Here is a 20,630-nt window from a genome sequence, read left to right as displayed (position 1 = left end):
TGACAGCCGCGGCGCGTCAGGCGGTACGGGCGCGGACCCGCTTGGCCAGCTCCGCCGCGGCCGCGCCGGGGTCGTCGGCCTCGGTGATGGCCCGGACGACCACGACCCGGGTGGCCCCGGCGTCCAGGACCTCGTCCAGATTGCCCGCGTCGATCCCGCCGATGGCGAACCACGGCCGGTCCTGGCGCAGCCCTGCGGCGTACCGGACGAGGTCGAGGCCGGGGGCGTGGCGGCCGGGCTTGGTGGGGGTCGGCCAGCAGGGGCCGGTGCAGAAGTAGTCCACGCCGGGCTCGGCGACGGCGCCGTCCACCTCGGATTCGGCGTGGCAGGACCGGCCGACGAGGATGCCGTCGCCCAGAATGGCGCGGGCGGTGGGCACCGGGATGTCGCCCTGCCCCAGGTGGAGGACGTCGGAGCCGATGGCGTGCGCGACGTCCGCGCGGTCGTTGACGGCGAGCAGCCGGCCGTGCCGCCGGGCGGCCTCGGCGAAGACCCGGAGGTGCTCCAGCTCCTCGCCGGCCTCCATGCCCTTGTCGCGCAGCTGGACGATGTCCACTCCGCCGGCGAGGACCGCGTCGAGGAACTCGGGCAGGTCGCCCTGGCGCTTGCGTGCATCGGTGCACAGGTACAGGCGGGCATCGGACAGCCGAGCGCGGGCGGCCGCGCCGCCAAGGGCCAGGGACATGCGGAGAAACCCCCCGTGGTGGGCGGTGTACGGGCCGCGGGGCCCGTACACCGGGTGGAGCGGATCAGGTCAGACGGCGAGCGCCTGGGCGCGGCGCTTCACCTCCGTGCCGCGATTCTCGCTCAGGGCCTGCACGGGGGTGCCCGGCAGGGTCGGGTCGGCGGTGAAGAGCCATTCGAGGATCTCTTCGTCGGAGAAGCCGTCGTCCCGCAGGACGGTGAGCAGGCCGACGAGGCCCTTGACGATCTTGTCGCCGTCGATGAAGGCCGCGGGCACCTGGAGGGCGCGGTTCTCACCACGGCGCACCGCGATCAGCTGGCCCTCCTTGACCAGCTGGCGGACCCGGGTCACCTCGACGTCGAGCATCTCCGCGATGTCGGGGAGGTAGAGCCAGTCGGGGACGAGGGAATCGGTCTTTGCGTCAATCTCGGTCACGGGAACAAGCCTGCCATCCCGGACCGGCAGCCGGTACCCGGGCCGGGCGGACGGGCGACCGGTTCAGGACTCCCCGGCGGCCGCGAGCACCGTCGTCTTCAGCGGGACGGCGGGGTCCGAGGCCTTGGCCGCGTCGATCCGGGCCCCGGACTCGATGAGCTTGCGGCCCTGCGCCAGGTCCCGCGGGCGGCCCACGGAGAGCACGGCGACGAGCACCTCGCCGCGCAGCCAGCACACCGACCAGGTCTCGGCCGCCGGGTCGCCGCGCCACAGCAGCCGGTCGCCGCCGGTGTGGTGTCCGGCGTACTGCACGAAACGGCCGAACTGCTCGGACCAGAAGTACGGGACCGGGTCGTAGGCCGGGCCGTCCCCGTCGCCGGCCAGGATGTCCGCGGCGACGGTGCGCGGCCCCTGGAGGGCGTTGTCCCAGTGGTGGACGAGCAGCCGCTCGCCGTAGCGGGCGGAGGGGAAGGACGCGCAGTCGCCGACGGCGTAGACCCCGGGCAGCGAGGTGCGCAGGCGGTCGTCGGCGGTCACCGATCCGTCCGCGCCCCGCTCGATCCCGGAGCCGGCGAGCCAGCCGGTGGCGGGCCGGGCTCCGATGCCGACGACGACCGCCGCGGCGGGCAGCGCGGAGCCGTCGGCGAGGAGGACCCGGCCCGGTTCGACGGCGGCGACCCGGGTGGCGGTGAGCAGCCGGGCCCCGGCGGCCTCGTACCAGGCGGCCATCGGGGCGGTCACCTCGGCGGGCAGGGCCCCGGCCAGCGGGAGGGCAGCGGCCTCGACGACGGTGACGGCGCAGCCGGCCTCGCGGGCGGCGGTGGTGAACTCCGCGCCGATCCAGCCCGCTCCGACCACCACGATGTCGTGGCGCCCGTCGAGCACCGGGCGCAGCCGGGCCGCGTCGTCGAGGGTGCGCAGCAGATGGACGCCGGGGACTCCGGCGCTGCCGGGCAGGGTGACCGGCTCGGCGCCGGTGGCCAGCACCAGGACGTCGTACGGGACCGGGCCGGTCAGGGTGTCGACCTCGCGGTCGGCGGCGCGCAGTCCGGTGACGTCCACGCCGAGCCGCAGGTCGACGCCGAGCTCCTCGAAGTCGACGTCGAAGGCCGAGTCCTCGGCCTTCCCGAGGAGGACGGCCTTGGACAGCGGGGGCCGGTCGTACGGCTGATGGGGTTCGGCGCCGAGGAGGGTGACCGGGCCGGGGAACCCCTGCTCGCGCAGGGCCACCGCGGTCTGCACGCCGGCCATTCCCGCGCCGACGATGACGACGCGCTGCTCTGTCTGACTCCGCTGATCGCTCACGCGGATCACCCTAACCACCTGACGGTCCGTTAGGGAGGGGGCTGCCGGTCCGGTGCCCGCCGCCTGCCGACGGGCCGCCTTACCGCCGCTCGCGCCGGGGGCTAGTCTGGCCACCGTACCTATCGCGGGAGTCCGGACGCACCGGGCTGAGAGGGAGGCTGGCCGGCCTCCGACCGTACGAACCTGATCCGGGTCATGCCGGCGAAGGGAGGGGCTGGACGCCCATGCTTGCATCCACACGGCGGTCCCCGTACGCGACGTACGGCAGCGGACCGGACGTCCTCGTCATCGGGGGCGGCATCATCGGCCTGGTCACGGCCTGGCGGGCGGCGGAGCGCGGGCTGCGCGTCGCGGTCGCCGACCCGGCGCCGGGCGGCGGGGCGGCCCAGGTCGCGGCCGGCATGCTCGCCGCCGTCACCGAGCTGCACTTCGGCGAGGAAACCCTGCTGGGCCTCAACCTCGCCTCCGCCGAGCTGTATCCGCGTTTCGCCGCCGAACTGGCCGAGGCGAGCGGGGGCCTGGACATCGGCTTCCGCGCCTGCGGCACCCTGGCGGTCGCCCTCGACGCCGACGACCGGGCGCACCTGCGGGACCTGCACGCGCTCCAGCGGCGGTGCGGGCTGGAGTCGGAGTGGCTGACCGGCCGCGAGTGCCGGCGCCTGGAGCCGATGCTCGCCCCGGGCGTGCGCGGGGGGCTGCGGGTGGACGGGGACCACCAGGTGGACCCCCGCCGGCTCGCGGCCGCGCTGCTCGCCGCGTGCGAGCGGGCCGGGGTGGTCTTCCACCGGGCCACGGCGGAGCGGCTGACGGTCACCGGTGACCGGGCGGCCGGAGCCGTCCTCGCCAACGGCACGGAGCTCGCCGCGGGTCAGGTGGTGCTGGCGGCCGGGTCGCTCAGCGGCCGGCTGGCCGGGGTGCCCCCGGAGGCCGTGCCGCCGGTGCGGCCCGTCAAGGGCCAGGTCCTGCGCCTGACGGTGCCGCGCTCCTGCGCGCCGTTCCTGCACCGCACGGTACGGGCGGTCGTCCGCGGCAGCCACGTCTACCTGGTCCCCCGCGCCAACGGCGAGCTGGTCGTCGGCGCCACCAGCGAGGAACAGGGCTGGGACACCACGGTCACCGCGGGCGGCGTGTACGAACTCCTGCGCGACGCCCACGAGCTGGTGCCCGGGATCACCGAACTCCCACTGACCGAGACCCGGGCGGGCCTGCGCCCCGCCTCCCCCGACAACGCACCGCTGCTGGGCCCCAGCCTGCTGCCGGGCCTGCACCTGGCCACCGGGCACTACCGCAACGGCGTCCTGCTGACCCCGCTCACCGGCGAGGTCATGGCGGAGCTGCTGACGACGGGCGAACTGCCCGCGGCGGCCCGCCCCTTCACCCCCGGCCGTTTCGCCGCCCGCTCCGGCGCCCGTGAGGAGTCCCTCGTATGACCGGTATGTCCCGCCCCTTGAGCGTCTCGGTCAACGGCGAGCCGCGCGAGTTCGCCTCCGGCACCACGCTCGACGCGGTCGTCGCCACGCTGACCCGGGCCCCGGCCGGGGTCGCCGCCGCCGTCAACGAAACCGTCGTACCGCGCGGGCAGTGGCCCGCCACCGCACTCGGCGAGGGGGACCGCGTCGAGGTCCTCACCGCGGTGCAGGGAGGCTGAGCGCGATGGCTGACGACCTGTTCGCCCTCGGCGGCCGGACCTTCTCCTCCCGGCTGATCATGGGCACCGGCGGTGCCCCGAGCCTCGACGTGCTGGAGCGGGCGCTGATCGCCTCGGGCACGGAACTCACCACCGTCGCGATGCGCCGCCTGGACCCCACGGTCCAGGGGTCGGTCTTCTCCGTGCTGTCCCGGCTGGGCATCGGCGTGCTGCCGAACACCGCCGGCTGCTTCACGGCGGGCGAGGCGGTCCTGACCGCCCGGCTGGCCCGGGAGGCCCTCGGCACGGACTGGATCAAGCTGGAGGTGGTCGCGGACGAGCGGACGCTGCTGCCGGACGGCGTGGAGCTGCTCGACGCCGCCGAGACGCTCGTCGACGAGGGCTTCACCGTGCTGCCGTACACCAACGACGACCCGGTGCTGGCCCGCAAGCTCGAGGACGTGGGCTGCGCGGCGATCATGCCGCTCGGCTCCCCCATCGGGTCCGGGCTGGGCATCCGCAACCCGCACAACTTCGAGCTGATCGTCGAGCGGGCCGGCGTCCCGGTCATCCTCGACGCGGGCGCGGGCACGGCCTCCGACGCGGCGCTGGCCATGGAGCTGGGCTGCGCGGCGGTGATGCTGGCGTCGGCCGTCACGCGGGCGCAGGAACCGGTGCTGATGGCGGCCGCCATGCGGGACGCGGTCTCGGCGGGCCGGCTGGCCCACCGCGCCGGGCGGATCCCGGTGCGCCGCTTCGCCCGCGCCTCCTCCCCGGCGGAGGGCCGCGCGCCCCTGGACCCGGAGCGCCCGGCGTTCTGAAGGCGGTGAACGTGCGGGCGGCGGGACCGGTGCGGCCCGGTCCGGGCCGCCCGTGCACGTCACAGCTGCGCTGCAACGGGTACCGGCCGGGCAGGCGGCCACCCCGGCGCTCGTAGAATCGCGGGGTGGACACGACCCTGGAAGACCCCCTCGTCGGGCAGACGCTCGACGGCCGGTACCGCATCGACGCGCGGATCGCGGTCGGCGGCATGGCCACGGTCTACCGGGCCGTGGACACCCGCCTCGACCGCATCCTCGCGCTGAAGGTGATGCACCCGGCGCTCGCCGCCGACGCCGCCTTCGTCGACCGGTTCATCCGCGAGGCCAAGTCCGTGGCCCGGCTCGCGCACCCCAACGTGGTCGCCGTGTTCGACCAGGGCACCGACGGGCCGTACGTCTACCTGGCGATGGAGTACGTCTCCGGCTGCACCCTGCGCGACGTGCTCCGCGAGCGCGGCGCCCTCCAGCCGCGCGCGGCCCTGGACATCCTGGAGCCCGTGCTGGCCGCGCTCGGCGCCGCGCACCGGGCCGGGTTCGTCCACCGCGACATGAAGCCCGAGAACGTCCTCATCGGGGACGACGGCCGCGTGAAGGTGGCCGACTTCGGCCTCGTACGTGCCGTCGGCTCGGTCACCAACACCACCGGGTCGGTGCTGGGCACGGTCTCCTACCTCGCCCCCGAGCAGATCGAGAACGGCGCCACCGACACCCGCGTCGACGTATACGCCTGCGGCGTCGTGCTCTACGAAATGCTCACCGGCGCCAAGCCGCACTCCGGCGACACCCCCGCCCAGGTGCTCTACCGGCACCTGAACGACGACGTGCCCGCCCCGTCGGCCGCCGTGCCGGGACTGCCCGCCGCACTCGACGTGCTGGTCGCGGCCGCCACCGCTCGCAGCGCCGACCTGCGCCCGTACGACGCGGTGGCGCTGCTGGCCATGGCCCGGGAGGCCCGGGCCGAGCTGAGCGAGGCCGAGCTGGACGCCGTACCGCCGCAGGCCCGGGCCGGGCAGCGCTCCGCGTCCGAGGACCGCACCGGCGTGGTGCCGCGGCCGGTCGCGTCGGGGCAGCTCACGTCGGGGCCGTCCGTGCACCACACGGCCCGGCTCCAGTCGCCGCCGCTGCCGCCCGCTCCTGCGGCGTCCCCGGGACGGCGGCCCGGCCGCGGCACGCTGCTCGTCATCGCGGGCGTGCTGCTGGCCCTCGGGCTCGGCACCGGGGTCTGGTACATCAGCTCCGGCCAGTTCACCCGCGTCCCGAACCTGCTCGGCAAGACCGAGGCGCAGGCCCGGGACCGGCTGGCGGAGGCCGGGCTCGACGTGGAGCGGGTGGAGAAGGGCTTCAGCGACACCTTCGAGCGCGGCACCGTGATGGCCACGGACCCCGGGGGCGGCGAGCAGATCCGCGGCAACGGCTCCGTGACCCTGACCGTCTCCCGCGGCCCGGAGCTCGTCGCGGTGCCCGATGTGAAGGGCAGGCCGCTGGCTGCGGCGAAGGCCGAGCTGGCCCGCGCGGGGCTGGCCCCCGGGCTGGTCACCGGGGCCTTCAGCCAGGACGTCCCGGCGGGCGCCGTGATCCGCACGGATCCGGCGGCCAGGGAGCAGCGGGCCCCGGACACGGCCGTCGCGCTCCTGGTCAGCAAGGGGCGCCCGGTGTCCGTGCCCGGCGTCGTCGGCAGCCCGCTGGACGGGGCCAGGGCGGCGCTGGAGGGCCTCGGCCTCACGGTCGAGGTCGCGACCGAGCAGATCAACTCCCCCCACCCGGCGGGCACGGTCGCCAACCAGTCCGTGGCCGCGGGCGCCAGGGCGGCGACGGGCGACACGGTCACGCTGACCGTGTCCAAGGGCCCCCGCATGGTCCGGGTTCCGGACGTCACCGGCCGCAATGCGGACGAGGCGCGGCGCACGCTGAAGGCCGCGGGCTTCGAGGTCAAGGTGGACCGGCCCCTCCTGTCCTTCAGCGACGACGTCGCGAGCCAGTCCGTCAAGGGCGGCGAGACGGCTCCCGAAGGCAGCACGATCACCATCCGAATCAAGGGACTGTGACAGGCAAGTGAGCACGAGCAAGGCCACCGCGATCCGCAATCCGGTGGGCGGGCACGTGCCCGTGGCCGGCGGACTGGCCTCCACCGGCCTGGCGTACGCACGGGAGATGGGCGCCGAGACCGTGCAGGTCTTCGTCGCCAACCCGCGCGGCTGGGCGACCCCCACCGGGAATCCGGCGCAGGACGAGCTGTTCCGCACGGCCTGCGCGGAGGAGGGCATTCCGGCCTACGTCCACGCCCCGTACCTCATCAACTTCGGCTCCCACACGGCCGCGACGGTCGAGAAGTCGGTCGAGTCGCTGCGCCACTCGCTGCGGCGCGGCCGGGAGATCGGCGCGCTGGGCGTGGTGGTGCACACCGGCTCGGCGACCGGGGGGCGGCCGCGCGAGGAGGCGTTCGCGCAGGTACGCGAGCACATGCTGCCGCTGCTCGACGAGCTGACCCACGACGACGACCCGTTCCTGCTGCTGGAGTCGACGGCCGGGCAGGGCTTCTCGCTGTGCTCGCGGACCTGGGACTTCGGCCCGTACTTCGAGGCACTGGACGCACACCCGAAGCTCGGCATCTGCCTCGACACCTGCCACATCTTCGCGGCGGGGCACGACCTGGCGGAGCCGGGCGGCATGAAGGAGACCCTGGACCTGCTGGTGGGGACCGTCGGCGAGGGGCGGCTGAAGCTGATCCACGCCAACGACTCGAAGGAAGGCGTGGGGGCCCACAAGGACCGGCACGCCAACATCGGCGCGGGCCACATCGGCGAGGGGGCGTTCCGGGAGCTGTTCACGCACCCGGAGACCGCAGGGGTGCCGCTGATCATCGAGACGCCCGGCGGCAAGGAGGGGCACGCGGCGGACGTGGCCCGCCTCAAGGAGCTGCGCGAGATCCCGTGATCCATTGAGGAATACCCCAGGGGGGTATACGGTTCTGTACATCGACAGGACCGTACACCCGGCTTTGGGGGTTCTCATGGATCATGCGCACGCACACCACGAGACGCACGACGGGCACGACGGGCACGGCTCCGGCGGCAAGGTCACCTGGGCGGCGGCGGCCCGGGCCACCCTGCACTGCCTCACCGGCTGCGCCATCGGCGAGGTCCTCGGCATGGTCATCGGCACCGCCCTGGGCTGGGGAAACGTCCCGACGATGGTCCTGGCGATCGTCCTCGCGTTCTTCTTCGGCTACGCGCTGACCCTGCGCGGGATCCTCAAGGCCGGCGTGGACTTCCGCACGGCGTTCCGGATCGCCCTGGCCGCGGACACCCTGTCCATCGCCGTCATGGAGCTGATCGACAACGGCGTGATCGCCCTGTGGCCCGGAGCCATGGACGCGCACCTCTCGTCGCCGCTGTTCTGGACCGTGCTGGCCATCGCGCTGGCGGCGGCGTTCGTGGTCACCACCCCGGTCAACAAGTGGCTGATCGGCCGCGGCAAGGGCCACGCGGTCGTCCACCGCTACCACCACTGACCAGGCCAGACGGGCGCTACAGCTCCGGGCCGTCCCCCGGCTCCTCCTGGTAGGAGAAGCGCTGTTCGCGCCAGGGGTCGCCGATGTTGTGGTAGCCGCGCTCCTCCCAGAAGCCGCGGCGGTCGGCCGTCATGTACTCCACGCCGCGGACCCACTTGGGGCCCTTCCAGGCGTACAGGTGCGGCACGACGAGGCGCAGCGGGAAGCCGTGTTCCGCGGTGAGCGGCTCGCCGCCCTGATGGGTGGCGAAAACCGTACGGTCGGAGGCGAAGTCCGCGAGGCGCATGTTGGAGCTGAAGCCGTACTCGGCCCAGACCATCACGTGCGTGACACTGGGCGCCGGCGGGGCGATCTCCAGGACGGTACGGGCGAGCACACCGCCCCATTCGGCCCCCAGCATGCTGAACTTCGTGACGCAGTGGAGGTCGGCGACGACCGAGGCGAAGGGGAGGTCGGCGAACTGCTCGTGGTTCCAGCAGTGCTTCTCGCCGTCGGCGGTCGCCCCGAAGACCCTGAACTCCCAGCGGTCCGGCTTGAACTTGGGCACGGGACCGTAGTGAGTGACCGGCCAGCCGCGCTGGAGCCGCTGCCCCGGCGGAAGCTCCAGCTGCTCTGCTCCCGGAGATTCCCGGCTTTCCGGCTGACCCATGACTCCATGGTGACAGACTGGGCAGGGTGGTCATGACCAGGTGAGTGCCGGATTCAGGCAACTCCCGGTATCTCCTACTAAGGAGGCACTTACTGGACGGCCTCCGGCGGCGGTGCAAGGATGCGCGCACTCCCCCAGTTAGCACTGGAGGTGCCCCCGCCCAGTCACTTGCTTGGAAGGAGCCTCTGCGATGCAGGGCGACCCCGAGGTCCTCGAGTTTCTGAACGAACAGCTCACCGGTGAGCTCACGGCGATCAACCAGTACTGGCTGCACTACCGCATCCAGGACAACAAGGGCTGGACCAAGCTCGCCAAGTACACCCGCGAAGAGTCCATCGATGAGATGAAGCACGCGGACAAGATCACCGAGCGCATCCTCATGCTGGACGGCCTGCCGAACTACCAGCGGCTCTTCCACGTGCGCGTCGGGCAGACCCTCACGGAGATGTTCCAGGCCGACCGCCAGGTCGAGGTCGAGGCGATCGACCGGCTCAAGCGCGGGATCGAGGTCATGCGCGGCAAGGGCGACTTCACCTCGGCCAACCTCTTCGAGGAGATCCTGGCCGACGAGGAGCACCACATCGACTACCTGGACACGCAGCTGGAGCTCATCGAGAGCCTGGGTGAGGCGCTGTACATCTCGCAGCTGATCGAGCAGCCCAGCTGACGCCCGTCCGGGAACGGCCCGCCGGCGAGTGCCGGGCGGCTTCCCGCAGCCGGGCGGCTTCCCGAGGGCTAGGCGGCTTCCGCCAGCTCCGGCTCCGCGGCGAGCACCTTCTCGGCGCTGCCCTGGTCGAGCAGCTGGCGGCGCGGGCAGGCGCCCCGGCCGAGGATGCCCTGGATGGCGCGGACGCACGAACCGCAGTCCGTGCCGGCCTTGGTCTCCGAGGCGATCTGGCGGGGGGTGCAGGCACCGGCCTCCGCGTGCTGCTTGACCTGCTTGTCGGTGATGCCGAAGCAAGAGCAGACGTACACGCGGTTCACCTCCCGGACAGGTTTCGGTGCGCCTTCCCGTCTTTTCGGTGAGGCTAACCTAACCTTACCCGCCGCGGGGCGGCCGTAAAAGACCCGTCAACGACTGTGGGGCACGGATCACATCGATCCGTGCCCCACAGTCGTAGGAATCTCCGTACTGATCCGCTTACTGGTCGCGGTACATCTCGGCGACCAGGAAGGCCAGGTCCAGGGACTGGCTGCGGTTGAGGCGGGGGTCGCAGGCCGTCTCGTAGCGCTGGTGCAGGTCGTCGACGAAGATCTCGTCGCCGCCGCCCACACACTCGGTGACGTCGTCACCGGTGAGCTCGACGTGGATGCCGCCGGGGTGGGTGCCGAGGGCCTTGTGGACCTCGAAGAAGCCCTTGACCTCGTCGAGCACGTCGTCGAAGCGGCGCGTCTTGTGGCCGGAGGCCGCCTCGAAGGTGTTGCCGTGCATCGGGTCGGTGACCCAGGCGACGGTCGCGCCGGAGGCGGTGACCTTCTCGACCAGCTCGGGGAGCTTGTCGCGGACCTTGTCGGCGCCCATGCGGACGATGAAGGTCAGACGGCCGGGCTCGCGCTCCGGGTCGAGGCGGTCGATGTAGGTGAGCGCCTCGTCCACGGTGGTCGTGGGGCCGAGCTTGATGCCGATCGGGTTGGCGATCTGCGAGCAGAACTCGATGTGCGCGTGGTCCAGCTGGCGGGTGCGCTCGCCGACCCAGACCATGTGGCCCGAGGTGTCGTACAGCCGGCCGGTGCGCGAGTCGGTGCGGGTGAGCGCGGACTCGTAGTCGAGCAGCAGGGCCTCGTGCGAGGAGTAGAACTCCACCGCCTTGAACTCGGCCGGGTCGGTGCCGCAGGCCTTCATGAAGTTCAGGGCGTTGTCGATCTCCCGCGCGAGCTGCTCGTAGCGCTGCCCGGAGGGGGAGGACTTGACGAAGTCCTGGTTCCAGGCGTGCACCTGGCGCAGGTCGGCGTAGCCACCGGTGGTGAACGCGCGCACCAGGTTCAGCGTCGAGGCGGACGCGTGGTACATCCGCTTGAGGCGCTCGGGGTCCGGGATGCGGGACTTCTCGTCGAAGCCGAAGCCGTTGACGGAGTCGCCGCGGTACGTCGGAAGGGTGACGCCGTCGCGGGTCTCGGTGCCCTTGGAGCGGGGCTTCGAGTACTGGCCCGCGATACGGCCGACCTTCACGACGGGCACGGAGGCGGCGTACGTCAGCACGGCCGACATCTGGAGCAGCGTCTTGAGCTTGGCCCGGATGTGATCGGCCGAGACGGCGTCGAACGCCTCGGCACAGTCGCCACCCTGCAGCAGGAACGCCTCGCCCTTGGCGACGGCTCCCATGCGGGCGCGCAGCTGGTCACACTCGCCGGCAAATACAAGCGGAGGATACGACTCGAGGTCCGCGACGACTTCGCGCAGAGCCTCGGCATCGGGGTACTCAGGCTGCTGCGCCGCGGGAAGGTCTCGCCAGGTCGCCTTGTCGGCGAGGGCGTGGGTTTCTGCTTTCACGGTCACGCAGACAACAGTACGTGTTCGCTGCTGCCGGATTCGCCCGTGCCCGCTTTGTGAGACGCAGTTCTCAAGGCGGCTTTCCGCGGGCCCGTGATCCGCTACGATCGCCGCCATGTACGCACACTTCAACCTGAACTGGTGGTGGCCCGCTCATCCGGCGGCCCACTGACTGCGCGTACCCAGACTGACGCGAAGGCCGCCCGAGGGGCGGCCTTCCTGCATGTCGGGGCCGTTCCTCTCCACTCTCCTCCGGAAGGAACCGCCCCATGATCGTCAGCCGTCTCCTCACCCGGCTCACCGAGCCCGGCTGCCCGCCGTTCGCCCTGATCCGCCGCCGCACGCCCGGCCGCGACCACGACGTCGTCGAGCTGCTGCTCGGCCCGGTGCACGAGGCCGAGCGCCTCGCCGACATCCCCATCGGGGACAAGGGCACCCTCGCCCTCGTGCCCTTCCGGCAGATCCGGGAGCGCGGCTTCGACGTGCGCGACGACGGGACCCCGCTGAGCGTGCTGGTCGCCGACGAGGCGTACGAGCTGCCGCTCGGCGAGGTGCTCGACGCCCTGCCCGCCCACCGGGTCCGGGTCGAGGGCGGCGGCTTCGACGTCTCCGACGAGCAGTACGCGCAGATCGTCGACCGGGTCATCCGCGAGGAGATCGGCAGCGGCGAGGGCGCGAACTTCGTCATCCGCCGCACCTACACCGGCGAGATCCCCGGCTTCGGGCGGACCGACGCGCTGGCGCTCTTCCGGCGGCTGCTGTCGGCCGAGCGGGGCGCGTACTGGACGTACGTCGTGCACACCGGCGAGCGGACGATGGTCGGGGCCAGCCCCGAGGTCCACGTGCGGATGTCCGGGGGCACCGTCGTGATGAACCCGATCAGCGGCACCTACCGCTATCCGGCCGGCGGTCCGACGGTGGACTCGCTCCTGTCCTTCCTCTCCGACCGCAAGGAGACGGAGGAGCTGTCGATGGTCGTCGACGAGGAGCTGAAGATGATGTGCACGGTCGGTGACATGGGCGGGGTGGTGGTCGGCCCGCGCCTGAAGGAGATGTCCCACCTGGCGCACACGGAGTACGAGCTGCGCGGCCGCTCCTCGATGGACGTGCGCGAGGTGCTCAAGGAGACGATGTTCGCGGCGACGGTGACGGGCTCGCCGGTGCAGAACGCCTGCCGGGTCATCGAGCGGTACGAGCCCGTCGGGCCGGACGGCTCCGGCCGCGGCTACTACGCGGGGGCGCTGGCCCTGCTGGGCCACGACGCGGGCGGCGCGCAGACCCTGGACTCGCCGATCCTGATCCGCACCGCGCACATCGCGCCCGGCGGACGGCTGCAGGTGCCGGTGGGCGCGACGCTGGTGCGCCACTCCGACCCGCTGGGCGAGGTCGCCGAGACGCACGCCAAGGCCGCGGGCGTGCTGGCGGCCCTCGGGGTCCGGCCGCAGGCCGCGACGCCCCCGGCGGCCCGGCCGCGGCTGGCCGACGACCCCCGGGTGCAGGCGGCGCTGGCCGCACGCCGAGAGGACCTGGCGCCGTTCTGGCTGCGGATGCAGGACCGGGACGCGGCGGAGCCGGACGGGCACGTGCTGGTGATCGACGCGGAGGACACCTTCACGGCGATGCTGGCGCACGTGCTGCGGGCGGCGGGGGTCGAGGTGACCGTACGGCGCTACGACGAGCCGGGACTGCGGGAGGCGGCCCTGTCGCACCCCGGCCCGGTGGTCCTGGGTCCGGGTCCGGGCAATCCGGAGGACCTGTCCGACCCGCGGATGGCGCTGCTGCGCCCGCTCGCGGCGGAGCTGCTGGCCTCCCACCGGCACGGGCTGCTGGGCGTGTGCCTGGGGCACGAGCTGCTGGCGGCCGAGCTGGGGCTGCCGCTGGTCCGCAAGGCGGAGCCGGCGCAGGGGGCGCAGCTGACCGTCGACCTGTTCGGCACGGAGCAGGTGGTCGGCTTCTACAACACGTTCACCGCGTACTGCGACGCGGAGGCGGAGGCCGAGCTGGCGCAGCACGGGGTGGAGGTCGCGCGCGACCGGGAGACGGGTGAGGTGCACGCACTGCGGTCGGCGCACGGCTTCGCGGGCGTGCAGTTCCACCCGGAGTCGGTGCTGACGCTACGCGGCTCCGAGGTGGTCCGCGACCTCCTGGCCGCCGTCCGCCCGGCGCCGACCCCACTGGGGTAGCGCGCCCGGCCTCAGGAGAGACGGCGGCGGAGGGCCATGACGGCGTACGCGGCGAGGCCCGCCGCCGCCACCGGCACGGACTCGGCGGCGACGCCCAGGGCGAAGACCGCCGAGCCCGCCCAGTCGCACGCCTCGGCGGCCCGCTGCGCCCGCGGCGGGCCGGGCCGCGTCCGGGCCACGCGCAGGGCGTGGTCCAGGGTGCCGAGTGCGAGGACCGCGCCCCACACCACGAAGATCCATCGGAGCCAGTCGGGTATCTGCACGCTGCGAAGGTAGGGGTTCCGGCTGAACTCCGGCCGAACGTCACACGGCCGGGGAAAGGGTGTTCTCGGACCGGCGCCCGGCGACGTAGTCGGCGACGTTGCCGACCGTCGTCCCGATGATCTGGTCGACCGCGTCGCGCGTGTAGTACGCCTGGTGAGAGGTGACGACGACGTTCGGGAAGGTGACCAGCCGGGCCAGCGTGTCGTCCTCGACCGCCTCCAGGGACTTGTCCAGGAAGAACACCCCGGCCTCGGCCTCGTACACGTCGAGCCCGACCCCGGCGAACCGCCCCGCCCGCAGCTCCGCGACCAGGGCCTCGGTGTCGATGAGCCCGCCCCGGCTGGAGTTGACCAGGACGGCGTCGTCCTTCATCACCCGCAGGGCCGCGGAGTCGATGAGGTGGTGCGTGGCCTCCATGAGCGGCACGTGCAGGCTGACCACGTCCGCCTCGGCGAGGAGCCGCTCCTTCTCCACGTACTGCATGCCCAGCTCTACGCAGGCCGGGTTCTGCGCCGCGTCCCAGCCGAGCAGCTGCATGCCGAAGCCGTGGGCGATCCGGGTGAAGGCCTCGCCGATCCTGCCGGTGCCGAGTACGCCGGCGGTGCGGCCGCGCATGTCCCGGCCCATCAGGCCGTTCAGCCGGAAGTCGAAGTCGCGGGTCCGGTTGGAGGCGCGGACGATCCGGCGGTTCACGGCCATCGCGAGGGTCCAGGCGAACTCGGCCACCGAGTAGGGGGAGTAGGAGGAGACCCGGCTGACGGTCATGCCGAGCTGCCGGGCGACGGCGAGGTCGATGTTGTTGAAGCCGGTGGAACGCTGGGCGATCATCCGGGTGCCGCCCGCGGCGAGGGTGCGCAGCACCCGTCCGCTCAGGTCGGCGTTGACGCTGGAGCTGACGACCTCGTAGCCGGTGGCGATCGGGGCGGTGTCCTCGCTCAGGAAGACCTCCAGGCAGCGGACGTGGTGCTGTCCTTCGAAGGCCTTCTCCAGCAGGGGCTTCTCGTCGGCCGTCACACCGAATGCCAGGATTTCCACGATTGCTCCCGCTTCTTTCCCTACGCCGGACCATGAACCGTTCGTCACGATACGGTCCATGGTCCGCGCATGCGCTGCGGCTCAGCCGAAGAAGACGCCCACCTCGGCGTAGAGCGCCGGGTCCACCGTCTTCAGCCGGGCGGTGGCCTCCCCGATCGGCACCCGGACCACGTCGGTGCCGCGCAGGGCGACCATCTTCCCGAAGTCCCCGTCCCGCACGGCGTCGATCGCGTGCAGCCCGAAGCGGGTGGCCAGCCACCGGTCGTACGCGCTCGGGGTGCCGCCGCGCTGGACGTGGCCGAGCACGGTGGTCCGCGCCTCCTTGCCGGTGCGCGACTCGATCTCCTTGGCCAGCCACTCCCCCACGCCCGAGAGCCGGACGTGCCCGAAGGAGTCCAGGGTGCCGTCCTTGAGCACCATGTCCCCGTCCTTGGGCATCGCGCCCTCCGCCACGACCACGATCGGCGCGTAGCTCGCCCTGAAGCGGGAGGTCACCCAGGAGCAGACCTGGTCGACGTCGAAGCGCTGCTCCGGGATGAGGATGACGTTCGCGCCGCCGGCGAGGCCGGAGTGCAGGGCGATCCAGCCCGCGTGGCGGCCCATCACCTCGACGACCAGGACCCTCATGTGGGATTCGGCGGTGGTGTGCAGGCGGTCGATGGCCTCGGTGGCGATGCCGACGGCCGTGTCGAAGCCGAAGGTGTAGTCGGTGGCCGAGAGGTCGTTGTCGATGGTCTTCGGCACGCCGACGCACGGGATGCCGTACTCCTCGTGGAGCCGGGCTGCCACCCCGAGGGTGTCCTCGCCGCCGATCGCGATCAGGGCGGACACCTCGTACTTGGCGAGGTTCTCCTTGATCCGGCGGACGCCGTCGTCGGTCTTGAAGGGGTTGGTGCGCGAGGAGCCGAGGATCGTGCCGCCGCGGGGCAGGATGCCGCGGACGGCCTGGATGCCGAGCGGAACGGTGTCGCCGTCCAGGGGGCCGCGCCAGCCGTCCCGGAAGCCGATGAAGTCGTACGCGTACTCCTGGACGCCCTTGCGGACGACCGCGCGGATGACCGCGTTGAGCCCCGGGCAGTCACCGCCGCCGGTCAGCACTCCGACCTTCATGGAATCTTCCCTTCGCCGTAAAGGGCCCAGGCCCACTGAGCCCGCACGGCGGCCACGCTAGTGGTGACCGGGGTCACACGTGCGGGGTGTGAAGGGGTAATTCCGCTGAAAATACGGGTCGTTGCGTAGAGCCGTTCACTCGTACGAGGAACTAGGCATCGTCAAGTCCGCGTTCTATCGCGTACCGGACCAGCTCCACGCGGTTGTGCAGCTGGAGCTTGCCCAGCGTGTTCTGGACGTGGTTCTGGACCGTGCGGTGCGAGATGACGAGCCGCTCCGCGATCTGCTTGTACGACAGCCCCTTGGCGACCAGCCGCAGCACCTCGGTCTCCCGGTCCGTCAGCTGCGGGGCCTTCGGCTCGTCGGGCGCGGCGGGGGCCGGGTCGGAGGCCAGCCGCCGGTACTCGCCCAGGACCAGGCCGGCCAGGCCCGGGGTGAAGACCGGATCGCCGGCGGCCGTCCGGCGCACCGCGTCGATCAGCTCCTCGGCGCCTGCGGACTTGAGCAGGTAGCCGGTCGCACCGGACTTCACCGCCTCGAGGACGTCCGCGTGCTCGCCGCTGGCCGAGAGGACCAGCACGCGCAGGGCGGCGTTCGCGCCGACCAGCTCCTTGCAGACCTGCACGCCCGGCATGCCGGGCAGGTTCAGGTCGAGGACCAGCACGTCCGGGGTGACGGCCTGCGCGCGGCGCACCGCCTGCGGGCCGTCCCCGGCGGTGGCCACGACATCGAAGCCCGCGGCGGCCAGGTCGCGGGCGACCGCGTCCCGCCACATGGGGTGGTCGTCCACGACCATCACCCGGACCGTGCCGCCGCTGCCGCTACCGCTGCTCTCAGTGCTCATCAGTTGTCCGTCCTCCCCCTCCGCGCGTTGCCGGCCTTCGGCACCCGCAGCTCGACCTCGGTCCCCTGGCCCGGTACGGAGACCAGGTCGGCGGTGCCGCCCAAGTCCCGCAGCCGGCCGCGGATCGACTGGGCCACCCCGAGCCGGCCCTCGCCCTCGGCCTGGGCCAGCCGCCCCGCCGGGATGCCCGGCCCGTCGTCCCGGACCGTCACGATGACCTCGTCCGGCTCGTCCTCGACCAGGATCCAGGCGCGGGCGGTGTCGCCCGCGTGCCGGCGGACGTTGTCCAGGGCCGCGCCGACCGCCGCGGCCAGTTCCTTCGCCGCCGCCGCGGACAGCATCACCGGGGCACCCGGTTCCGCGAAGCTCACCTTCGACCCGGCGTGCGGGGCGAGGAGGGTGCGCAGGTCCGCGTCCCCGGCGGGCTCCTCCTCGTCCACGGCGGTGACCAGCGCCCCGCGGGCCGCGTCCTGCGAGATCCGCGAGGTCGGTACGAGCCCGCTGGAGACCAGGGTGCGCAGCGCGATCTCCTGCTCCCCCGCCATCCGGCCCAGCTCGGCGGCCTCGCCGCCGACGGCGGCGCCGCGGCGCTGGACCATGGCGAGCACCTGGAGCACGCCGTCGTGGATGTCGCGGGCGAGCCGTTCGCGCTCGCGGGTGGCCGCCTCGATCTCCAGGGCGCGGGCGAGGGTCGCCTCGCTGGCACGGGCCACCTCGACGACGTAGCCGATCGCGATGGAGGCGACCCAGACCAGCAGGACGTTGTGCACGGTGTCGCGGGTGACCTCCCCGCGCTGGGCGACGTTGACGACGGCCACGAAGGTGGACGCGACGCCGGCCCAGCGCCAGCCGCCCTTGATCGCGAAGGCCAGTACGGAGCCGGCGGTCCAGATCGAGGGCAGCGTCGGGCCGCCCCCGGCGATCCGCTCGGGGGCGTCGGCGAGCGGGGTCAGCAGGATCCCGGTCAGCGCGAGGCCGAGGTCGGCCACGAGGAAGCGCCGGGTGCAGCTCGCGGCGTTCGCGACCTTGGGCAGGGTGGCCAGGGTCCACACGGCGAGGACGGACAGGTAGGCGACGGCCACCCACGGGCGGACGAACTCGCGGTACGCGGAACCGAACAGCAGCGCCGCGTAGACCATGGTCAGCAGGCGGTACGCGGTCAGCGCCTGCCACAGCGGCTGCTCGACCGACATGCGCACGACACGCTCGCGCTTGGCCATCCCCACCCCCAGGGCCTGCCGGACCTCAGTGGTCCGACTTGCCCGCCTTGTCGGCCTTCTCCGCCTTGGCGGCCTTCTCGGCATCCGCGATCTGGCGCTTGGCGGCCGTGGCGTAGATGTCGACGTATTCCTGCCCCGAAAGCTTCATGATCTCGTACATGACCTCGTCGGTCACCGAGCGCAGGATGAAGCGGTCGCCGTCCATGCCCTGGTAGCGGCTGAAGTCGAGCGGCTTGCCGATCCGGATGCCCGGGCGCATCAGCTTCGGGACGACCTTGCCGGGGGGCTGGATCTTCTCCGTGTCGATCATCGCCACGGGGATCACCGGGGCGCCGGTGGCCAGCGCGACCCGGGCCAGCCCGCCGGGCTTGCCGCGGTAGAGCCGGCCGTCGGGCGAGCGGGTGCCCTCGGGGTAGATGCCGAAGAGCTCACCGCGCTCGATGACCTCGATGCCGCTCTTGATGGCGGCCTCGCCCGCACCGCGCGCACCGGACCGGTCCACGGGGAGCTGTCCGACGCCCTTGAAGAACGCGGCGGTCAGCTTGCCCTTGACGCCCGGGGAGGTGAAGTACTCGGCCTTCGCGATGAAGGTCACCTTCCGGTCGAGCACCGCCGGAAGGAAGAAGGAGTCCGAGAACGACAGGTGGTTGCTCGCGAGGATCGCCGGCCCCTCGGCGGGAATGTTCTCGAGGCCCTCCACCCAGGGCCTGAAGGCGAGCTTCAGGGATCCCCCGATGGAGAACTTCATTGCGCCGTAGATCAACTCGAATGCCTTCCTGTGTCTGTCGAACAGACCTTAACCCCTGGGGGCGCCGTGCTCTCGCCCGCCACCGCGGTGACGGCCCTGGTCGGTGTCAGCCCGGTCGCGTACCGTGAAGGACACACTCTGTGCACCCCCATCGGTCTGATCGAACAGGAGATCCTGGTGCCCGTCCTCCCTGGAGCCGAGCCGTTCCGCCACGAGGGCGGGGAGGTCGGCGTCCTCCTCTGCCACGGCTTCACCGGCTCCCCCCAGTCCCTGCGCCCCTGGGCCGAGTTCCTGGCCGGGCGCGGGCTGACGGTGTCGCTGCCGCTGCTGCCGGGCCACGGCACGCGCTGGCAGGACATGCAGCTCACGGGCTGGCAGGACTGGTACGCCGAGGTCGACCGGGCACTGCGGGAGCTCCGGGACCGATGCGAGCAGGTGTTCGTCTTCGGGCTGTCCATGGGCGGGGCGCTGACGCTGCGGCTGGCCGCGAAGCACGGGGACGCGATCAGCGGGGTCGTGGTGGTGAATCCGGCCAACAAGGTCCACGACCCGCTGGCGTTCACCCTGCCGGTGACGAAGCACTTCGTACGCTCCACCCCGGGCATCGCCAGCGACATCGCGAAGCCGGGGATCGAGGAGGTCGGGTACGACCGCGTGCCGACCCGGGCCGCGCACTCGCTGCGCACCTTCCTCCAGCTCGTGGACAGCGAGCTGCCGCAGGTCACGCAGCCGGTGCTGCTGCTGCACAGTCCGCAGGACCACGTGGTCCCGCCGGCGGACTCGGCGCGGGTGCTGAGCCGGATCTCGTCGACGGACGTGACCGAGACCCTGCTGGAACAGAGTTACCACGTCGCGACGTTGGACCATGATGCAGAGCGCATCTTCGAGGACAGTTACGCATTCATCGGCCGGCTCGCTCCGAGTGTCGGCAAGGAGGGGACGGCCACCGGTGGCTGAGCACGAGGACCGCGATCCCCAGGCATCCGGGAGCGGCGAGCCGCTCGACGAGGAAGCGGCCTGGGCAGCCATCGTCGCGGGGTACGGAGAGGAGCCGGCGGACCCGCCGGGCTCGAAGCCGTTCAAGCCGATCGAGGACCTGCTGCTGCCCGAGGGGGATGTGAACGTGCTCCCGGCGGCCCCGTCGGCGGACGGCGGTTCCGACGCCGACCCGGGCGCGGGCAAGGGCTCGGGTGAGAACTCCGCCAAGCCGCCGCTGGGCAGCTCGGTCGTGTTCGCCCCCGGGGTGGGGCCGCGGGACCACTCCCTGGCGGAGCCGGCCGACGACGACCTCGACGAGAGCGACGAGGGCCACTTCGTGCCGCCGGAGCCGCCGCCGCTGCCGTCGGCCGACACCACGGCGAAGTTCGCCTGGCTGGCGGTGCTGGGCGGCCCGGTGCTGCTCCTGCTCGCCGTGCTCCTCCAGTGGGAGATGACCTGGTGGCTGACGACGCTGGGCGTCGGCGGCTTCCTCGGCGGCTTCGCCACCCTGGTGGCGCGGATGCAGCACGAAGACGAGGACGGCGACGACGACCCGGGCCGCGGCGCGGTCGTCTGATCCTCCACGCGGACTCCGCCCGCCGGAGCCGTGCCGGAGGGGGGGGGGGGGGGGGGGGGGGGGGGTCGCCCGACGGTGGGGGGGGGGGGGGGGGTGGTGTTTTGTTGTTTTTTTTTTTTTCCTCCGTGAAGAGGCGACCACCCAAAA

23 protein-coding genes and 1 riboswitch are annotated in these 20,630 nt (G+C 72.6%); of the genes, 11 read left to right on the top strand and 12 right to left on the bottom strand.

The features are described 5' to 3' along the window. Positions 1-16: 16 nt before the first annotated feature. The 3 genes from thiE to ACZ7H1_RS17200 all read right to left on the bottom strand — a co-directional run bounded on the left by thiE (position 17) and on the right by ACZ7H1_RS17200 (position 2,425). A complete protein-coding gene (gene thiE, locus ACZ7H1_RS17210) occupies positions 17-685 on the bottom strand; it encodes a thiamine phosphate synthase (RefSeq protein WP_470787473.1) in 669 nt (222 codons plus the stop codon). 69 nt (positions 686-754) lie between these two features. Continuing rightward, complete coding sequence (locus ACZ7H1_RS17205) at positions 755-1,120, bottom strand: Rv2175c family DNA-binding protein (RefSeq protein WP_470787471.1); 366 nt, start codon at positions 1,118-1,120, stop codon at positions 755-757. Between the two features lie 63 nt (positions 1,121-1,183). After that, positions 1,184-2,425, bottom strand: coding sequence for an NAD(P)/FAD-dependent oxidoreductase (locus ACZ7H1_RS17200; protein ID WP_470787469.1), 1,242 nt, complete (start codon positions 2,423-2,425; stop codon positions 1,184-1,186). Between the two features lie 114 nt (positions 2,426-2,539). Continuing rightward, positions 2,540-2,652, top strand: a riboswitch (TPP riboswitch). On the opposite strand from ACZ7H1_RS17200, the gene thiO reads away from it, so the two are divergent. The 6 genes from thiO to ACZ7H1_RS17170 all read left to right on the top strand — a co-directional run bounded on the left by thiO (position 2,650) and on the right by ACZ7H1_RS17170 (position 8,384). Continuing rightward, positions 2,650-3,855, top strand: a complete 1,206-nt coding sequence (thiO, locus tag ACZ7H1_RS17195; RefSeq protein ID WP_470787467.1) for a glycine oxidase ThiO — start codon at positions 2,650-2,652, stop codon at positions 3,853-3,855. (Overlaps the previous riboswitch by 3 nt.) 5 nt (positions 3,856-3,860) lie before the next feature. Then, positions 3,861-4,073 carry a sulfur carrier protein ThiS gene (gene thiS / locus ACZ7H1_RS17190; protein ID WP_470787642.1) on the top strand — a complete coding sequence of 71 codons (213 nt, stop codon included), beginning with the start codon at positions 3,861-3,863 and terminating at the stop codon, positions 4,071-4,073. A gap of 5 nt (positions 4,074-4,078) precedes the next feature. Then, entirely contained in the window at positions 4,079-4,873 is a 795-nt protein-coding gene (locus tag ACZ7H1_RS17185) for a thiazole synthase (protein WP_470787465.1), read from the top strand. Positions 4,874-4,998: 125 nt separating this feature from the next. Further along, positions 4,999-6,918 carry a Stk1 family PASTA domain-containing Ser/Thr kinase gene (pknB, locus tag ACZ7H1_RS17180; protein WP_470787464.1) on the top strand — a complete coding sequence of 640 codons (1,920 nt, stop codon included), beginning with the start codon at positions 4,999-5,001 and terminating at the stop codon, positions 6,916-6,918. Between the two features lie 31 nt (positions 6,919-6,949). Further along, positions 6,950-7,807, top strand: a complete 858-nt coding sequence (locus ACZ7H1_RS17175; RefSeq protein ID WP_470787640.1) for a deoxyribonuclease IV — start codon at positions 6,950-6,952, stop codon at positions 7,805-7,807. A 76-nt stretch (positions 7,808-7,883) separates the two neighbouring features. Continuing rightward, on the top strand, positions 7,884-8,384 hold the full coding sequence (locus ACZ7H1_RS17170; RefSeq protein WP_470787462.1) for a DUF4396 domain-containing protein: 501 nt from the start codon (positions 7,884-7,886) through the stop codon (positions 8,382-8,384). 16 nt (positions 8,385-8,400) lie between these two features. Here ACZ7H1_RS17170 and ACZ7H1_RS17165 read toward each other — a convergent pair whose 3' ends face one another. Further along, entirely contained in the window at positions 8,401-9,033 is a 633-nt protein-coding gene (locus tag ACZ7H1_RS17165) for a sulfite oxidase-like oxidoreductase (RefSeq protein ID WP_470787460.1), read from the bottom strand. 190 nt (positions 9,034-9,223) lie between these two features. On the opposite strand from ACZ7H1_RS17165, the gene bfr reads away from it, so the two are divergent. Next, positions 9,224-9,700 carry a bacterioferritin gene (gene bfr, locus ACZ7H1_RS17160; protein ID WP_470787458.1) on the top strand — a complete coding sequence of 159 codons (477 nt, stop codon included), beginning with the start codon at positions 9,224-9,226 and terminating at the stop codon, positions 9,698-9,700. Positions 9,701-9,768: 68 nt separating this feature from the next. Here bfr and ACZ7H1_RS17155 read toward each other — a convergent pair whose 3' ends face one another. Together ACZ7H1_RS17155 and ACZ7H1_RS17150 are read right to left on the bottom strand one after the other, a co-directional pair. Further along, positions 9,769-10,008 (bottom strand): (2Fe-2S)-binding protein, encoded by a 240-nt coding sequence (locus ACZ7H1_RS17155; protein WP_470787456.1) that lies wholly within the window; start codon positions 10,006-10,008, stop codon positions 9,769-9,771. Between the two features lie 166 nt (positions 10,009-10,174). After that, the gene (locus ACZ7H1_RS17150) at positions 10,175-11,530 is read right to left on the bottom strand and encodes a class II 3-deoxy-7-phosphoheptulonate synthase (protein WP_470787454.1); all 1,356 of its coding nucleotides are present in this window, start codon (positions 11,528-11,530) and stop codon (positions 10,175-10,177) included. Positions 11,531-11,639: 109 nt separating this feature from the next. Here ACZ7H1_RS17150 and ACZ7H1_RS17145 point away from each other — a divergent pair, with 109 nt between their 5' ends. Next, positions 11,640-11,696 (top strand): trp operon leader peptide, encoded by a 57-nt coding sequence (locus ACZ7H1_RS17145; protein ID WP_470787638.1) that lies wholly within the window; start codon positions 11,640-11,642, stop codon positions 11,694-11,696. Positions 11,697-11,793: 97 nt separating this feature from the next. Then, positions 11,794-13,707: an anthranilate synthase family protein gene (locus ACZ7H1_RS17140; protein ID WP_470787452.1), complete on the top strand. Its 1,914-nt coding sequence runs from the start codon at positions 11,794-11,796 to the stop codon at positions 13,705-13,707. Positions 13,708-13,718: 11 nt separating this feature from the next. Here the strand turns inward: ACZ7H1_RS17140 and ACZ7H1_RS17135 are convergent, their stop codons facing one another. From ACZ7H1_RS17135 to ACZ7H1_RS17110, 6 genes are all read right to left on the bottom strand, one after another. Further along, positions 13,719-13,970: a hypothetical protein gene (locus tag ACZ7H1_RS17135; RefSeq protein ID WP_470787450.1), complete on the bottom strand. Its 252-nt coding sequence runs from the start codon at positions 13,968-13,970 to the stop codon at positions 13,719-13,721. Between the two features lie 40 nt (positions 13,971-14,010). Continuing rightward, entirely contained in the window at positions 14,011-15,006 is a 996-nt protein-coding gene (locus ACZ7H1_RS17130) for a 2-hydroxyacid dehydrogenase (protein WP_470787448.1), read from the bottom strand. Between the two features lie 81 nt (positions 15,007-15,087). Beyond that, on the bottom strand, positions 15,088-16,116 hold the full coding sequence (locus ACZ7H1_RS17125) for a 6-phosphofructokinase (protein ID WP_470787447.1): 1,029 nt from the start codon (positions 16,114-16,116) through the stop codon (positions 15,088-15,090). 151 nt (positions 16,117-16,267) lie between these two features. Continuing rightward, positions 16,268-16,960 (bottom strand): response regulator, encoded by a 693-nt coding sequence (locus ACZ7H1_RS17120; protein WP_470787445.1) that lies wholly within the window; start codon positions 16,958-16,960, stop codon positions 16,268-16,270. Beyond that, positions 16,960-18,180 carry a MacS family sensor histidine kinase gene (macS, locus tag ACZ7H1_RS17115; protein ID WP_470787443.1) on the bottom strand — a complete coding sequence of 407 codons (1,221 nt, stop codon included), beginning with the start codon at positions 18,178-18,180 and terminating at the stop codon, positions 16,960-16,962. The genes ACZ7H1_RS17120 and macS overlap by 1 nt, the downstream gene beginning before the upstream one ends. A gap of 25 nt (positions 18,181-18,205) precedes the next feature. Next, positions 18,206-18,928, bottom strand: a complete 723-nt coding sequence (locus ACZ7H1_RS17110; RefSeq protein ID WP_470787636.1) for a lysophospholipid acyltransferase family protein — start codon at positions 18,926-18,928, stop codon at positions 18,206-18,208. A 177-nt stretch (positions 18,929-19,105) separates the two neighbouring features. Here ACZ7H1_RS17110 and ACZ7H1_RS17105 point away from each other — a divergent pair, with 177 nt between their 5' ends. Further along, a complete protein-coding gene (locus ACZ7H1_RS17105; RefSeq protein ID WP_470787634.1) occupies positions 19,106-19,885 on the top strand; it encodes an alpha/beta hydrolase in 780 nt (259 codons plus the stop codon). Then, positions 19,878-20,483 (top strand): hypothetical protein, encoded by a 606-nt coding sequence (locus tag ACZ7H1_RS17100; RefSeq protein ID WP_470787442.1) that lies wholly within the window; start codon positions 19,878-19,880, stop codon positions 20,481-20,483. Before ACZ7H1_RS17105 ends, ACZ7H1_RS17100 begins: the two co-directional genes overlap by 8 nt. The last annotated feature ends 147 nt before the right edge of the window (positions 20,484-20,630 follow it).

Source organism: Streptomyces sp. NPDC037401 (assembly GCF_055602345.1).
Note: the sequence above shows the minus strand (reverse complement) of the source record. Positions and strands in the feature narration are given on the sequence as shown.

Excerpts from the sequence above, each read along its gene's own strand:
- thiE (WP_470787473.1), bottom strand. The coding sequence starts at position 685 with ATGTCCCTGGCCCTTGGCGGCGCGGCCGCCCGCGCTCGGCTGTCCGAT.
- thiO (WP_470787467.1), top strand. The coding sequence starts at position 2,650 with ATGCTTGCATCCACACGGCGGTCCCCGTACGCGACGTACGGCAGCGGA.
- thiS (WP_470787642.1), top strand. The coding sequence starts at position 3,861 with ATGTCCCGCCCCTTGAGCGTCTCGGTCAACGGCGAGCCGCGCGAGTTC.
- ACZ7H1_RS17185 (WP_470787465.1), top strand. The coding sequence starts at position 4,079 with ATGGCTGACGACCTGTTCGCCCTCGGCGGCCGGACCTTCTCCTCCCGG.
- ACZ7H1_RS17170 (WP_470787462.1), top strand. The coding sequence starts at position 7,884 with ATGGATCATGCGCACGCACACCACGAGACGCACGACGGGCACGACGGG.
- ACZ7H1_RS17165 (WP_470787460.1), bottom strand. The coding sequence starts at position 9,033 with ATGGGTCAGCCGGAAAGCCGGGAATCTCCGGGAGCAGAGCAGCTGGAG.
- bfr (WP_470787458.1), top strand. The coding sequence starts at position 9,224 with ATGCAGGGCGACCCCGAGGTCCTCGAGTTTCTGAACGAACAGCTCACC.
- ACZ7H1_RS17140 (WP_470787452.1), top strand. The coding sequence starts at position 11,794 with ATGATCGTCAGCCGTCTCCTCACCCGGCTCACCGAGCCCGGCTGCCCG.
- ACZ7H1_RS17125 (WP_470787447.1), bottom strand. The coding sequence starts at position 16,116 with ATGAAGGTCGGAGTGCTGACCGGCGGCGGTGACTGCCCGGGGCTCAAC.
- ACZ7H1_RS17120 (WP_470787445.1), bottom strand. The coding sequence starts at position 16,960 with ATGAGCACTGAGAGCAGCGGTAGCGGCAGCGGCGGCACGGTCCGGGTG.
- macS (WP_470787443.1), bottom strand. The coding sequence starts at position 18,180 with ATGGCCAAGCGCGAGCGTGTCGTGCGCATGTCGGTCGAGCAGCCGCTG.
- ACZ7H1_RS17110 (WP_470787636.1), bottom strand. The coding sequence starts at position 18,928 with ATGAAGTTCTCCATCGGGGGATCCCTGAAGCTCGCCTTCAGGCCCTGG.